A 14,828-nucleotide genomic window follows, 5' to 3' on the forward strand; every position below is an offset into this window, starting at 1 on the left:
GTTCTTACGGCGGCCCAAGGCAGCGGTTGAAGCTCCGCCTTGTGGCAGGTTAGCTCAATTTCAAGCTTTAGAACCACCCGTCGGGGCTAAAGGTCTTATCGCATCAGGAAAATGCCATGAGTACTCGGGTCCTCCGAATTGGCAAGAACCCGGCCACAACGCACCCAGGGGCTGAGAAACGGCGCGGGCGCTAGGGCAACCGGCGCACCTTCAGGATGCGCTTTACGGTGTCCAGCGACACGATTTCCAGGGTATAGCTGGGGTCGGGGCCTTCGGTGAGGTTGACGCGGAGGTGCGTGCCGCGGTCGAGGGTCCAGGCGCCGGGGCGCCCCGCCAGGCCATCGGTGGGCGCGATGTCGAACTGCTCGAACCGCCCGTAGGGCTTGATGGCAAAGCCCGTCCGGCCCCGCGAAGGCGGAAAGGCGTAAGTATTGGGCCGGTACACGAGGATGTCTTCGCTGTTTTCCTCCCTGGAAAGGAGCCAGGTACCTTCGAGTTTCTTCATGGCTGGGATGGGAACGGCGCGGCGGCGCTGGCAGCTGGCAGCTAAAACGAGCAGGAGAGGCAGCAGCAGCCGGAAGAGAGAACGCAACCTAAGCATTGATTTCTGCGAAGTGTAGGGCCTGAAAGGTAAGGCGAATCAAGTAGGTACGTTAGTTGGGCTGGTTTGGCCATTGGCGCGCAAGCCGCGTAAGCAGCAGTGTACGCTACATTCGTTCCCACAAAACCCCTTCCCCGTGGATAACCGCGCCCTGACCCGCGCCTTCAAGCTGGCTGCCCAGCTCATGGAGCTGCACGACGAAAACCCCTTTAAAATCCGCGCAATCGAAGGCACGGCCAACGCCCTGGACGCCCTGAGCTTCCCGGTGTCGGAAATCGAGCGCTCCGGCCTGCCCGACCGCACTGGCCTGAGCAAAACCGCCGCCGCCAAAGTAGCCGAACTGCTCGATACCGGCACGTTTCCGGAGCTGCGCCATCTGCTCGAAATCACCCCGCCCGGCGTGGTCGAGATGCTGAACATCAAAGGCATCGGCCCGAAGAAAATCCGGGCCCTGTGGCGCGACCTGGGCATCGAAAGCGCCGAGCAGCTGCGCGAAGCCGCCGAAAAAGACCTGGTGAGTAAGCTCAAGGGCTTCGGCAAAAAGACCCAGGATTCCATACTGGAAGCCCTCGAGTTTGCCGGCCAAAGCAAGGGCAAGCTGCTGTACCCGCAGGCCGAAAGCCTGGCCGAACAGCTGTGCCAGCAGCTGCGCAACGGCTTAAAAACTGAGAAAGTAGCCGTGGCCGGCGAAATCCGCCGCCGCCTCGAAACCGTGGAAACCGTGCGCCTCGTGGCCGCCACCGACCGCCCGGCCCAGGCCCACCTGCTGCTCAACTCCCTCGAGGGCCTCACACCCAACCCGCACCGCTCCGGCCCGTTTGCCTGGCGCGGCACGGCCACCGAGTCGGGCGTGCAGGTGGAGGTGCTGCTCACCACGGCCGAAGCCTTCACCACCGAGCTATTCCTGAACTCGGCCGCCGAGGAGCACCTAAACGAGCCGCTGCCCGGCGTGCAGGGCCACGGCGGCGGGGCCCCGGCCACGCTGCGCCAGTGGGCCCGCCGCGAAACATTCCAGCAGGAAGAAGCCCTCTACGAGAAAGCCGGCCTGCAATTCATCGTGCCCGAGCTGCGCGAAGGCCTGGGCGAAATTGAGCTGGCTGCCGAGAAAAAGCTGCCCCGCCTACTCGAAGACAGCGACCTGCGCGGCTCCCTGCACAACCACAGCACCTATTCCGACGGCAACCACAGCCTGCGCGAGATGGCCACCTTCTTGCGCGACCACAATTACGAGTACCTCGGCATCTGCGACCACAGCCAGGCCGCGCATTATGCCAACGGCCTCGGCGTGGAGCGCGTGCGCCAGCAGCACCAGGAAATCGACAAGCTCAACGCCGAGCTCGCGCCCTTCCGCATCTTCAAGGGCATCGAGAGCGACATTCTCAGCGATGGTTCCCTGGATTATCCGTCTGACGTGCTGGCCAGCTTCGATTTCATCGTGGCCTCCGTGCACTCCAACCTGAAAATGGACGAGCGCAAAGCCACCGAACGCCTGCTGCGCGCCATCGAAAACCCTTACACCACCATGCTGGGCCACCCCACCGGCCGCCTGCTGCTGCGCCGCCAGGGCTACCCCATCGACTATAAAGCCGTCATCGACGCCTGCGCCAAGCACCAGGTCATCATCGAAATCAACTCCAACCCCTGGCGCCTCGACCTCGACTGGCGCTGGGTGCGCTACGCCCACGACCAGGGCGTGATGCTCAGCATCAACCCCGACGCCCATCATACCGACGGATACGCCGACATGCGCTACGGCGTGCTCATGGGCCGCAAGGGATTTTTGACCAAGGAAATGACGTTCAACGCGAAGTCGGTGGAGGAAGCCGCGGCCTACTTTGAAAAACGAAAAGCCGCTATCAAGCCCCGCTGGAATACAAAAAGTCGTTGTTTGAGTAAACGTCAAGCTCCCCTCCTTACCAAGGAGGGGACGCTGGCGCGAAGCGCCAGCTGGGGTGGTTGTGGGCGTTGAACGACTTGCGCTGGAATCGTTCGAACGTTTCGTTCAGGCATCGTTCAACGACCCAACCACCCCCGTTTTCGCTGCGCGAAAACATCCCCTCCTTGCTAAGGAGGGGAGTTGGTCGTTCTGTTATCCCATGAAAATCCTCGTTCTCCGCTTTTCCTCTATCGGCGACATCGTGCTCACCACGCCCGTGGTGCGGGCGCTGGCCCAGCAGGTGCCCAACGCGGAAGTCCATTTTGCCACCAAGCCCGGCTACCGCGGCCTGCTGGAGCCCAATCCATACATCACCAAAGTGCATTGCCTTACCGGCAGCCTCGGCCAGCTGGTGCGCGAGCTGCACGCCGAGCGGTTCGATTTCGTGGTCGACCTGCACAACAACCTGCGCACCACCCTGCTCAAGATGCGCTTGGGCGTGCCCGGCAACAGCTTCGACAAGCTCAACTGGCAGAAGTGGCTGCTGGTTAATTTCAAGATTGACCGGTTGCCGCGCGTGCATATCGTGCAGCGCTATCTGGAGGCGGCCGCGATGCTTGGCGTGAAAGACGACGGCCATGGGCTCGACTACTTCATTCCGGAAGGGCAGGAAGTTGAGCTGAATACCCTGCCCGCGGCTTTCCAGCGGGGATACGTGGCGGTGGCCATCGGGGCTCAGCACGCTACCAAGCGCCTCCCGGTCGAAAAGCTAATTGAGTTGTGCGCCAAGCTGGCCCGACCCATCGTGCTGCTCGGCGGCCCCGAAGACGAGAGCATTGGCCATATCATTGAGCAGGCCTTTGCGACGAAAGCAGCCACGGCAGCAGCTCCCGTGGCTACCATTCCCGACAGACCGTACCGTTTTCCAGAAAAGCCACTCAGTCACTCAGCCGCTCAGCCGCTCATTGTTAATGGTTGCGGGCGCTATACCCTGCATCAGTCGGCCTCGCTGTTGCGGCAGGCGCAATTTGTGGTGAGCCACGATACCGGCCTGATGCACATTGCGGCCGCTTTCGGCAAGGAGATTTTCAGCGTGTGGGGCAATACCGTGCCTGAGTTTGGCATGTACCCCTACCGCACCGAATTCAAAGTGCTGGAAGTAAAAGGCCTGCCGTGCCGGCCGTGTTCCAAAATCGGCTTTGATAAATGCCCGCAAGGCCATTTTAAGTGCATGCGCGACCAGAACCTCGACCTGGATTTGCCGCCTGCCCGCGATGGACGGTAAAAACTAAAGGTGTTCGAATTGCTCTTCGACGTTGGCTAGTGCCTCACAGTCGCAGTATCCACCATAGTCCGACAACCAAAGCTTGATGGGTTCAAATGCCAGCCCTTCAGCCTCGGCAAATTGCTTTGTTAAGTGCAAAGTGTCGTCGCATCCATGCTCAGTCAATTCCTGGTCTAAATAATCGAAGTAAACCGCCAGTTTCTCCTTTGGCATGGGAAGAGACGCTAGCTTGCTAGCTTTGGCTTCTTCATTTAGCTGATTTTGCAAGGCCTTCCGGCGTTGCTTGTCTTCTTGGGATGGCATAGCCTTTCGACTTTTAAATTGATAGCGCGCGCTGCGATAGAACACAAGAAGGCCCAGCCAATGTAATGACCGGGCCTTCTTATACAAAGGAATTAGCTCAATTACAGCTCAATTCGCTCGAAACCGCAGTAGCTGTGCAGCACCAGCGGCAAGTCGATACCGGTGCTGGTCTGGTTGTTTTCCAGCAGGGCAGCTACGATGCGGGGCAGGGCCAGGGCCGAGCCGTTGAGCGTGTGCAGCAGCTGGGTTTTGCCGCCGTCGGCGCGGTAGCGGCACTTGAGGCGGTTGGCCTGGTAGGTTTCGAAGTTCGACACCGAGCTTACTTCCAGCCAGCGGCCCTGGGCGGCGCTCCACACTTCGAGGTCGTAGGTGAGGGCCGAGGTGAAGCCCATGTCGCCGCCGCAGAGGCGCAGCACGCGGTAGGGGAGGTTGAGCTGCTTTAGCAGGCCTTCGACGTGGGCGAGCATGGCTTCCAGGGCGTCGTAGCTCTGGTCGGGCTCCGTGATTTGCACGATTTCTACCTTGTCGAACTGGTGCAGGCGGTTGAGGCCGCGCACGTCGGCGCCCCACGAGCCGGCCTCGCGGCGGAAGCAGGGCGTGTGGCCGGCCATACGCACGGGCAGCTTGTCGACGGGAATGATTTCGTCGCGGTAAATATTGGTCAGCGGTACCTCGGCCGTGGGAATGAGGTAGAGGTCGTCCTTAGCGTCGTGGTACATCTGGCCTTCCTTGTCGGGGAGCTGGCCGGTGCCGTAGCCGCTGGCCTCGTTCACCAGAATCGGCGGCTGCATTTCGGTGTAGCCGGCATTGCGGGCCTCGTCCAGAAAGAAGTTGATGAGGGCCCGCTGGAGCCGGGCGCCTTGGTTTTTGTAGACCGGGAAGCCGGCGCCGGTGATTTTGTTGCCCAGCTCAAAATCAATGATGTCATACTTTTTAATCAGCTCCCAGTGCGGCTGGGCGTCGGGGCCGAGGTTGGGCTTACTGCCGTGCTCGCGCACTACCTCGTTATCGGCGGCCGAGCGGCCTTGGGGCACGCTGGCGTGGGGCAGGTTGGGGAGCTTATAAAGGAGCTGCTGCTGCTCTTTTTCTACTTGCGCCAGCTCGGTAGCGGCGGCCTGGGTGTGCTGCTTGAGCTCGGCGGTGCGAGCCTTGAGGGTTTCGGCGCCGGCTTTGTCGCCCGATTTCATCAGGCCCCCGATTTGGCGGGCCAGCTCGTTGGCTTCGGCCTGAGAAGCGTCGTGGGTGGTTTGGAGCGAGCGGCGGCGCTGGTCCAGGTCGAGGATGGCGGCGACGTCGGCGGGGCCGGTGGCGTAATGTTTTTTGGCAAGGCCAGCCAGCACAAGCTCGGTCTGGTCGCGGAGAACGGAAATCTGCAGCATAGGGGGCGTAGTGGAATGCGGGCAAATGTCGGAAGTAAAACCGGGCGGAACCACAGGCTTGTTGCCGTGGGGCTTGCGAAGCTTGCCGCAACTTATTTTGCGCCAGCCGGTGTTAAACCTTTGCCATCAAGTATCCGATTTGGCGGTTTGCCCGTAATGCGCTAACATTGCGCTAGCAACCGGCCGCCGTGGCAGGAACCGCGGACCTCAGCGTTCGCCTCCGGCCCGTCTTTTGCTGATTACCCAGCGGTCCCCTTTCGCACCTCATTTCTTGCTTATTCCATTGCGCGCCGCGCGCTGCTATACTTTATAGCCCGCGTTTCCTGCCAATGCTTTATCGCGGCCTGGCCGCTTTCGTGCCGTAGCTGGCTTTTTGAGCCCCCAAGCGGGCCTCCTGGGCAGCCAGCCCCCTCGCTTTAAGCCGATGTTTCTCCCCTATTCCCTTTATGCACACCATTAACGAGTTGAAGGACCGGCTGCTGTCCGACCTCAAAGAGATTGCCGAGCAAATGAATGTGGGCAACTTCAAGCGGCTCAGCAAACAGGATTTGATTTATAAAATCCTCGACCAGCAGGCCCTGACCCCCGGCGCCGCCGAGCAAGACGCCCCCGCGCCGGCCCTCGCCGCAGTGGCTGAAGCGCCCGTGGCCGAAGCCGCCCCGACCCGCGCCAATGGCAACAAGCCCAACGGGCGTCGCCCGGCCCCGAGCACGGCCGAGCAGCCTTTCTCGGACGTAGCGCCCCCGGCAGCCAAAGCCCCGGCACGCCAGCCGCGCGAGCCGCGCCGCGAAGCTGCTGTGTCCCAGGCTGCCCCCGCCGCTACCGTGGAAATATTAGACCCCATCGAAGGCTTGGCCTTGGTGCCGGCCCAAGATGCTACCGGCGCCTCCCTGGCCAATGAGCCCGTGCTCGCCGCACCCGCCACCGAAACCAGTGCCGACGCAGCCCCCAGCGCCGACCAACAGATTAATGGCGCCGAGCAACATAACGGTGCTGAGCAGTCGGAAACTAACAATGCCGGCCGCCCCGAGCGCCCGCGCCGGGAGCGGGTAGACCGCGCTGGTCGCCCCATCACGGAGCAGCGCGCCGCCGAAATGGCTGCTGAAAAAGCGGCTGCCGAAGCTGCCGCCGCTGCCCAAGCCGCTACTGCTCCCTCCGAAAACGGTGCTGATGGCCGCGATAATGGCCGCGAAAGCCGCCGCGAATTCGGTGGCAACGGCTTTGCCGACCGCCGCGAGAACCGCGCCGACCGGTTCGAGCGCGACAACCGCGAAGTGCGGGACGGGCGCGACGGCCGTGACCAGCAGCGCCCCCGCAACGACCAGCCGCGTGAAAACCGCGAGCCCCGTGAACCGCGGGAGCCCCGGAACGACCAGCCCCGCGACAACCGGGAGCCACGCGAACTGCGCAATGACCAGCCCCGGGAGCCGCGCAACGACCAACCCCGCGAGAACCGCGAAGGCCAGCCGCGCGAGCCGCGTACCGACCAGCCCCGCAACGACCGCGACAACCGCAACCTGACCCGCGAGGAGCGCTACGCCCAGCGCGACCTGCAGCGCCAGCAGCGCGCCCTCAACCCCGACGGCACGCCCCGCACCGACCAGCCCCAGCGCGAACCGCGCGAACCGCAGCAGCAGCGCGAGCCCCAGCGCCCCGCCCGCCAAGACCTGGATTTGGTGGTGCCCGGCGGCGGCACGTTTGAGCTGATGCCCGACGGCGGCTACGGCTTCCTGCGCTCGCCCTACTACAACTACCTGTCCTCGCCCGACGACATCTACGTGTCGCCGCAGCAGGTGAAGCAGTTTGCCATGAAGCCCGGCGACACGGTGATTTGCACCATCCGCCCCCCGCGCGAAGGCGAGAAATACTTTGCCCTGGTGGGCGTAGACAGCATGAACGGCCGCACCGTGGAAGAAGTCCGCGACCGGGTGCCGTTCAGCCACCTCACCCCGCTCTTCGCCGACCAGCGCATGAAGCTGAGCACGAAGTCCAGCCAAATCAGCACCCGCGTGCTCGACTTGTTTGCGCCCATCGGCAAGGGCCAGCGCGGCCTGATTGTGGCCCAGCCCAAGACCGGTAAAACCGTGCTGTTGCAGGAAGTGGCCAACGCCATTTCGGAAAACCACCCCGAGGTGTACCTGATGATTCTGCTCATCGACGAACGTCCCGAGGAAGTAACCGACATGGCCCGCACCGTGAAGGCCGAGGTGCTTAGCTCAACCTTCGACGAAACGGCTGACCGCCACGTGAAAATCGCCGAAATGGCCCTCGACAAGGCCCGGCGCCTTGTGGAGTGCGGCCACGACGTGGTGATTCTGCTCGACTCCATCACCCGCTTGGCGCGGGCTTACAACACGGTGCAGCCCAGCTCGTCGCGCATCCTATCGGGTGGTATCGACGCCGGCGCCCTGCAAAAGCCCAAGCGCTTCTTCGGTGCGGCCCGCAATGTGGAAGGCGGCGGCTCGCTCACCATCATCGCCACGGCCCTCATCGAAACCGGCTCCAAGATGGACGAGGTTATCTTCGAGGAATTCAAAGGCACCGGCAACATGGAACTGCAGCTGGACCGCAAGCTGGCCAACAAGCGCGTGTTCCCGGCCATCGACATCCCGGCTTCCGGCACCCGCCGCGAAGACCTGCTCATGAGCAAGGACGAATTGAGCCGCGTGTGGGTGCTCCGCAAGTTCATGTCGGACATGACCGCCACCGAGGCCATGGAATTCCTGAAGGACCGCATCAAAGGCACCAAGGACAACGAGGAATTCCTCATTTCCATGAACGGCTAAAGCCCAAGCCTGCATTCAATAAAAAAGCCCGTTGCATCACTGCAGCGGGCTTTTTTGATAGCTAATAATCGGCACTTAGTCATTCAATAACATAACGACTAGCAAACCAGCGGCCGGTGTTTTAAATTCAACAATCGGAATATAATTTACTGAGGAGTTGACGCCATCGCCGCACAATGGCCCTGCCGGCGCTGGGAAGGCGTAATTTTGGCTCAAATAATTTTGACGCCATGGCCACTGCTGCTCCCGCCAACCTCCCCGAACTGCTCTACATTCAGGACCCGCTCTGCGGCTGGTGCTACGGCATGAGCCCGGTTATTAACCGCGTGCAGGCCGAGTTTGCCGGGCGTCTCGATGTGTCGGTGCTCTGCGGAGGCATGGCCACCGGCGAGCAAGTTGCGCCCATTGCCGAGACCTGGGAGTTTCTCCAAAACGCCCTGGCCGATGTAGAAAAGGCCACCGGCGTGCAGTTTGGGGCCGGCCTCCGGGCCCTGGGTGAAGAAGGGAGCTACGTGTACGACTCCGAGCCGCCGAGCCGGGCCATCGTAGCCTTCCGCCAGATTACCCAGGACCCGGCCCGCGCAGTGGCTTTTGCCCATGCTGTGCAGGTGGCGCTGTTCCGCGACGGCCAGGACCTGAACGACCCCAGCACCTACAACGACCTGCTGGCGCCGTTTGGAGTAGATGCGGTGGAGTTTCATCGCCGCTTTGCCGCCCCCGAAACGGCCCGCGCTATCCAACAGGAATTTGCAGCCGTGGCCCGCATCGGTGTGCAGGGTTTTCCAACCAGTGTGGTGCGCATCGGAGAGCAAGGCTATGTGCTAGCCCGCGGCTACCAGTCCTATGAGCAGGTGCGGCAGGGGCTCGAGCAGCTTCTCAGTGAGGCTGCGCTTAATGAAGAATGAGGACTTGACGGATAACTCCCCTCCTCAGTCGAGGAGGGGATGTTTGAGCTACAGCTCAAACGGGGGTGGTTGCCTTCGTTGAACCGAAGGACGGCGCAGCCAACGACACCCGAACGAGTTGGGCTGGAATCGTTCGTCCATCGTGCAACGTTTCAACCACCCCAGTTGCCGCAGGCGCGGCAACATCCCCTCATTAGCTAAGGAGGGGAGTGTCGTTCATTCCTCATTGAAAAAACGCAGCGTCACAGTCGCACCACCTGTTTTTTCAGGGGCGACCACGCGATGCTGCGCCGGTCTTCTTTGCCCACCAGGTAGGTGAAGCGAATACTGTCGGGCCGTTTGCGCAGGTCGTTCCAGGTGGCGTGGTCGGGCGCTTCGGGGCCGGTGGGGTAGGGGGCGGCGGTTGGCACGGCCGGGCTGGAAAATTGAGCTGGCCGGAAGAACTCGCGGATGCGCCGCCGCATAAAAGCTTCGCGTTCGGCTGGCGTCGCGGTCGGGGTTTTCATCTCATAGACCATGGGTGCTTCCAGGTCGGCGGCGCTGAGGCTTTCCCGAAAAATGACCTGTCCGCTCGCATCGGTGATGGTGAACGTGGCGGCACCCTCCAGCACCGACGGGCCCCGTAGCACCAGGCGGAATACGTCGGGCTTGCCGCCCGGCTGGCTGAACAAATGCACTTGCTTCGCCGTGACCAGGGTATCGGCTTGGGCGTTTACGGCGGCCGCGCGGGTGGAATCGGGTGGCGGCAGGGCCGGGGTATCGGGTTTGTTCCGGTCCGCAATACGGGAAATGCTGCCCTCGTGCACGGCTGAGGGCGTCGAATTACAGGCCGCTAGCAGCGGCAGCACGGCAAACCAGGCAATACGCATACGAGGGGAAGCTAAGGCAACAACGACTGGCTCAAAGTACGTGGCAAGCCGGCAGAAGGTGGCCTACGACTTGGCCGCTCAAGCTGCTCAGCGCCAGAGCAACATGGCCACAAAAGCGGCACTCAGGCACAACGACGACACTTGGTTCATGCGCATGGTGTGCTCAAAGTTGGCCGCTCGCTCGTCGTGCCATACTTGCCAGGCCCAGCGGCCGAACAGCCACACGACCGGTCCGGTGGCCACCAGAAATATCAGAAGCGGCCGTATTTCCTGGCGCAGCCAGTAGGCCAGGCCCAGGGTAGCAGCCCCCGCCAGCAGCCCCACCGCCGCAAACACGAACGTGCCCCGAATGCCCAGCCGCAAGCTCAGGGTGCAGTCGCCGCGCCGGGCGTCTTCGTCGTGCTGGTACACCTGCGTGAGCGGGTAGGAGCCGCACAAAAACAGCGTGCTCACCAGTGCCAGCAGCAGGTTGGTTTCGTCGCTGAGCTGGGCCCAGGATGCGCCGGCGCCCACCTGCGTCATCAAAAAAGTGAAGGCCCCTTGGAACAGCACCACTACCAGCGTGCTCAGCAGCGGGTACTTCTTGAGCCGGATGCCGTCGTAGCTATAGGCTTTGGATATCAGTAGATACAGCACCACCAGCGCCGCAAAAGGCAGCGAAAGCAGCGCGGCTCCGGCCACGGCCAGCGCATCGAACAGCCACACGAGGTGCAGCAGCTCGGGCGTCACTTTCGGGGGCGCCTTGAGCCCGCCAATGCTGCCCTCGTCCTTGTCGTAGTAGGAGTTGTAGCCGTTGGAGGCCGGGTAAGCCAGCAGGTGCAGCACCACAAACACCCCGGCGGCTTTCCACCCGCTCCAGGGCCCGCGCAGGGCGCTCAGCCCAAACCAGAACACGGGCATGAGGTAAATGGAAAACGGGATGCGGAGCAGCGGCAGTGCCCGACGGTAGCTTTCTATTCTCAATTAGGAATGAGGAGTTAGGAATGAAGAATTAGTGCAAAGGTGGCTCTGGTAAGACCTCATTCCTCATTCTCAACTCTTCATTGAGCGGAGCGTTGGGCCAGCCTATCAGATAAGTGACTTCGGGGCCCCACCAGTGTCGTTTTTTGCCGGCCTGCCAGGTGAATTGCTGGGTGGGGTCAGCCTGTTGGGCCAACGCCAGCAGCTCCTGGGTTGAGTACATGCGCAGCAGCGAGACAGAGCCGTCCCAAATGGTGCAGAGCGGAATGAGCGGGATGAGGTAGGTAAACACCAAGCGGCTGAGGCGGAAGGGCCGGAAAAAAGGCGTGAGCAGCAGTTGAGCTACCGGCAGCACCGTCCAGGCCAACAGCAATTCAGCCCAATGCTTGCCAGCCCCCTCAAATACCCCAATGCCGGTACCCGCCCGCACGGCATCGTGCAGCAGGGCCTGGGCCGCGGCAGGAGGAAAATGGTGAAACGCGGAAAAAATAACCCGAAAGCCCGTGAGGTGCGCGGGCACGGCTAGGGCATTCACGGGCGCGGGCTCGTGGCCGATGCGTCCCTGGGTGCGCTGGGCGATGTCGGCCCAGGCGGCGGGCTGGGGGTAGAGGTCGGTAAGGGTCACGGTGACGTCGGCCAGTCCTTCGGCTTGCAGGGCGCGCCACACGGTTTCGGTGCCACCGCCCGCGCCGGCGCCGAGTTCCAGCAGCGCGGTTTGGCCGGTGCGGCGCAGGCCTTCGGCCAGCAGCGGCGCGATGGGCCGGTAGGTACCCAGCGCCGAAATCATGAACCGCAGGTAGTCCATCATCCCGGCCCGGATAACGGTGGGGAACCACGGCAAGTCCTCAAATTCAAACAAACGAAGGCGGAGGCGCATGGCCCATGGATACGCAGAAACAGCCGGTGCCGACGATATTTTCTGTTGCTGGGAAATAGCTTTATAAGCTGGCCTATCAATTGAGTGCAACGGTGGCTGGCAATAGCCAGGTTACCTTGCTTTGCCCATGCCGCTAGGTAGGTATTAAAAAATTAAGCTTGTCGTTTAAGAAAAAAGAAAAAGGTGGTACTAAAGATATCATTTCTTTTCTCCAACTTTGCATCCCAAAGCACTTCGAACACTATGAAGCCCGCCGCTAATCCTGACCCGCTTGCCCAGCTCACCGAAATCCGCGCCATCATGGACCGCAGCTCGCGCTATTTGTCGCTGTCGGGGCTGAGTGGGGTAGGGGCCGGGGTGGTGGCGCTGGCGGGCGCCGCGGTGGGCCACTTCTACCTAAAAAGCCATTATTCCGACGGCTACCTGCACCTGATGCAAGGCTCGGTGCAGGAGCGGCAAGCGGCGCTGCCGTTTCTGCTGTTGCTGTCGTTTGTGATGATAGGCGTGGCACTGCTGGTGGCGTATTTCTTTACCCAGCGCCGCACCAAGCACGACGGCCAACCGATGTGGAACGGCCCGGCCCGGCGCCTGGTGGCATCGTTGGCGGTGCCGCTGGTGGTGGGCGGGCTGTTTTGCCTGCGGCTGTACCTCGGCAGCGATGCGGCCATGGTGGTGCCGGGCCTGCTGATATTTTACGGCCTGGCGCTGCTCAATGCCAGCAAGTTTACCCTGGACGAAATCCGCTGGCTGGGGCTTACTCAGATTGGGCTGGGCCTGGTGTGCATGCTGCTGCCCGGCTGGGGGCTGCTTTTCTTTGCGCTTGGCTTTGGCCTGGGCCACATTGGCTACGGCCTGGTTATGTACAACCGCTACGAGCGGCCGGGCACGGCCGGCGCGGCGGCTAACTCCGCAGTTGTCCGGTGAAGCACCTCATCCATACGCTCAACAAGGCCTTCGACCACCGCGTGCGGCTGGGCGTAATGGCCGTCCTGATGGCCAACGAATCGGTGAGTTTCAACGACCTCAAAGAGGTGCTCGACCTCACCGACGGCAACCTGGCCAGCCACGTAGCCGCCCTCGAAAAGGCCGAATACGTCCACGTGAACAAGCAATTCATCGGCAAGAAACCGAACACCACCTACACGGCCACCGCCGCGGGCAAGGCCGCTTTTCAGCAGCACCTAAGCACGCTGGAGAAGCTGCTGCGCCCCTGAAAAACGAACAAAGGAATCAATACGCTCTTTTTTTTGCCTATTCACTTTGAAACACAAAGTTCTTTAACATACCTTAATCATGACAGATCTAGCCCAACCCTCTGCGCCGTGGCCGGCTGGCCAATCGGCCCGTCCGGTATCGCCGGCTGCTATTGCGGCCGCGGCGCCAGTCTATGCTCCGCTCAGCATGGCTCAAAAGCTGCTGCTGCCCCTGGGCGCCCTCCTGTTCGACTGGCTGTTTTGGTTGGAAAAGGGTGGGCCGAATATGCTGGTGTTCACCGTCTTTTTGGTGGCGGCGCAGCTCGTGCTGTTGCCAAGGGTGGCGGCGGTGCGGCGCTCGGGCTACTTCTGGCTCATGGTGGGCGGCAGCCTGTTCAGCGGGGCGATGATGGCGGTGTACGGCTCGGCCGTGGCGGCGCTGGCCTGCCTGGCCTCGGTGCTCCTGCTGTTGGGCTACGTCAACCAGCCGCACCTGAAGCTGCTGCCCTACGCCTTGCTCACGGCGCTGGGCAGTGCGGCGCAGGCGGGGCCGCGGGTGCTGCTGGGGCTGCGGGCGCCGCGCAATGCCAGCGGCCGTGTGCGCCGCGGGTGGTTTTATGCCCGCATGCTGGTGGTGCCGCTGGTGGTGCTGGGGGCCTTCCATATCCTGTTTGTGCTGGCCAACCCGCGGTACGAGGCGCTCAGCCGCCGCGTCGTGGCGGCGGTGGCCGACTTTCTGCTGTGGCTGCTGCCGGAGGTGTCGCTGGCCCATCTGGTGTTTTTCACGCTGGGCGTGCTGGTTACGGCCGGGGCGGTGGTCATGGTGCCGGTGTACCTGCTTGCCGACCACGAATCGCGCTTTGGCGAATTCATCCGGCGGCAGCGCGACCGGGTGGCTTCGTTTGCCGTGCGCCGGCCCAATTTCCAGCATCGCACCACCCGCGCCCTGGATTTGCGCAAGGAGTTTGTGGCCGCCGCGGCGGTGTTCGGGCTGGTGAATGCGCTGCTGCTGGTGGTGAATGCCATCGACGTGAACTGGCTGTGGTTTGGCTTTGTGCCCAAACCCGGTTTCGACCTCACCCAGTTTGTGCACGAGGGCACCTACGTGCTCATCTTCAGCATTCTGCTGGCCATGGGCATCGTGCTCTGGTTTTTCCGCCGCAACCTGAACTTCTACCAGCCCGGGCTGCCGTGGCTGCGCTGGGGCGCCACTGTGTGGGTGCTGCAAAACGCGGTGCTCGCCATATCAGTTGGGCTGCGCAACTACTATTACATCCTGCATTGTGGCCTGGCCTACAAGCGCATCGGGGTGTGCTTCTTTCTGCTGCTGGTATTCTTTGGGCTGGGCACGGTGCTGCTCAAAATCTGGCAGCGCCGCTCGGCCTACAGCCTGATTCGGCTCAATTCGCTGGCCGCCTACGCCGCCCTGCTGCTTTTGGCCGCGGGCAACTGGGAAGTCTGGATTGCCAGCTACAACCTGCAGCCCCGCTTTCGCAGCATTGACATCGGCTTTCTGCTGGACATGCCCGGCCGCGTGCTGCCCACGTTGGTGTCCCACCGCGAGCTGCTCAACCACACGCCCCAGCTCACCGCCGACACCGGGAATGGCGCGGTACTCCTTCCGGCCGCCGACGCCCAGCGCCGCCTCGATGCGGCCGTGGCCCTTTGGAAACACCGCTACGAAGCCCACCCCGACTGGCAGGGCCGCACTCTCTCCAACTGGCAGACCTACAAGCAGCTAACTGGGATCCAGTAGCCTTTACCGTCAGTGTTCTGTGGCTTACGACTTGAGCC

The 14,828-nt window shown here is 62.3% G+C and carries 13 protein-coding genes; 7 read left to right on the forward strand and 6 right to left on the reverse strand.

Translation table 11 applies throughout. The features are described 5' to 3' along the window. Nucleotides 1-190 precede the first annotated feature (190 nt). The gene (locus AUC43_RS09780) at nt 191-505 is read right to left on the reverse strand and encodes a hypothetical protein (protein ID WP_233254146.1); all 315 of its coding nucleotides are present in this window, start codon (nt 503-505) and stop codon (nt 191-193) included. A 232-nt stretch (nt 506-737) separates the two neighbouring features. On the opposite strand from AUC43_RS09780, the gene AUC43_RS09785 reads away from it, so the two are divergent. Together AUC43_RS09785 and AUC43_RS09790 are read left to right on the forward strand one after the other, a co-directional pair. Further along, on the forward strand, nt 738-2,570 hold the full coding sequence (locus tag AUC43_RS09785; RefSeq protein ID WP_071885864.1) for a helix-hairpin-helix domain-containing protein: 1,833 nt from the start codon (nt 738-740) through the stop codon (nt 2,568-2,570). A 127-nt stretch (nt 2,571-2,697) separates the two neighbouring features. Then, on the forward strand, nt 2,698-3,762 hold the full coding sequence (locus AUC43_RS09790; protein ID WP_068192473.1) for a glycosyltransferase family 9 protein: 1,065 nt from the start codon (nt 2,698-2,700) through the stop codon (nt 3,760-3,762). Between the two features lie 3 nt (nt 3,763-3,765). On the opposite strand, the gene AUC43_RS09795 is transcribed toward AUC43_RS09790, so the two are convergent. Next, on the reverse strand, nt 3,766-4,110 hold the full coding sequence (locus AUC43_RS09795; protein ID WP_199243530.1) for a DUF2695 domain-containing protein: 345 nt from the start codon (nt 4,108-4,110) through the stop codon (nt 3,766-3,768). A gap of 56 nt (nt 4,111-4,166) precedes the next feature. Further along, a complete protein-coding gene (serS, locus tag AUC43_RS09800; RefSeq protein ID WP_068192479.1) occupies nt 4,167-5,444 on the reverse strand; it encodes a serine--tRNA ligase in 1,278 nt (425 codons plus the stop codon). 446 nt (nt 5,445-5,890) lie between these two features. Between serS and rho the strand changes: the two genes are divergently transcribed. Further along, nucleotides 5,891-8,230: a transcription termination factor Rho gene (rho, locus tag AUC43_RS09805; RefSeq protein ID WP_068192481.1), complete on the forward strand. Its 2,340-nt coding sequence runs from the start codon at nt 5,891-5,893 to the stop codon at nt 8,228-8,230. A gap of 230 nt (nt 8,231-8,460) precedes the next feature. Then, nucleotides 8,461-9,135 carry a DsbA family protein gene (locus AUC43_RS09810; protein ID WP_068192484.1) on the forward strand — a complete coding sequence of 225 codons (675 nt, stop codon included), beginning with the start codon at nt 8,461-8,463 and terminating at the stop codon, nt 9,133-9,135. Nucleotides 9,136-9,377: 242 nt separating this feature from the next. Here the strand turns inward: AUC43_RS09810 and AUC43_RS09815 are convergent, their stop codons facing one another. From AUC43_RS09815 to AUC43_RS09825, 3 genes are all read right to left on the reverse strand, one after another. Continuing rightward, nucleotides 9,378-10,004 carry a hypothetical protein gene (locus AUC43_RS09815; RefSeq protein WP_068192487.1) on the reverse strand — a complete coding sequence of 209 codons (627 nt, stop codon included), beginning with the start codon at nt 10,002-10,004 and terminating at the stop codon, nt 9,378-9,380. A gap of 87 nt (nt 10,005-10,091) precedes the next feature. Beyond that, the gene (locus tag AUC43_RS09820; protein ID WP_068192489.1) at nt 10,092-10,967 is read right to left on the reverse strand and encodes a UbiA family prenyltransferase; all 876 of its coding nucleotides are present in this window, start codon (nt 10,965-10,967) and stop codon (nt 10,092-10,094) included. Nucleotides 10,968-10,995: 28 nt separating this feature from the next. Next, nucleotides 10,996-11,841, reverse strand: coding sequence for a hypothetical protein (locus tag AUC43_RS09825; protein WP_068192491.1), 846 nt, complete (start codon nt 11,839-11,841; stop codon nt 10,996-10,998). 243 nt (nt 11,842-12,084) lie between these two features. Between AUC43_RS09825 and AUC43_RS09830 the strand changes: the two genes are divergently transcribed. The 3 genes from AUC43_RS09830 to AUC43_RS09840 all read left to right on the forward strand — a co-directional run bounded on the left by AUC43_RS09830 (nt 12,085) and on the right by AUC43_RS09840 (nt 14,790). Beyond that, the gene (locus tag AUC43_RS09830) at nt 12,085-12,765 is read left to right on the forward strand and encodes a hypothetical protein (RefSeq protein WP_068192494.1); all 681 of its coding nucleotides are present in this window, start codon (nt 12,085-12,087) and stop codon (nt 12,763-12,765) included. After that, the gene (locus tag AUC43_RS09835; protein WP_068192498.1) at nt 12,762-13,055 is read left to right on the forward strand and encodes a winged helix-turn-helix domain-containing protein; all 294 of its coding nucleotides are present in this window, start codon (nt 12,762-12,764) and stop codon (nt 13,053-13,055) included. The genes AUC43_RS09830 and AUC43_RS09835 overlap by 4 nt, the downstream gene beginning before the upstream one ends. Nucleotides 13,056-13,134: 79 nt before the next feature. Further along, nucleotides 13,135-14,790, forward strand: coding sequence for a DUF4153 domain-containing protein (locus AUC43_RS09840; protein WP_082685021.1), 1,656 nt, complete (start codon nt 13,135-13,137; stop codon nt 14,788-14,790). The last annotated feature ends 38 nt before the right edge of the window (nt 14,791-14,828 follow it).

This window comes from Hymenobacter sedentarius (assembly GCF_001507645.1).
Taxonomy (GTDB): domain Bacteria; phylum Bacteroidota; class Bacteroidia; order Cytophagales; family Hymenobacteraceae; genus Hymenobacter; species Hymenobacter sedentarius.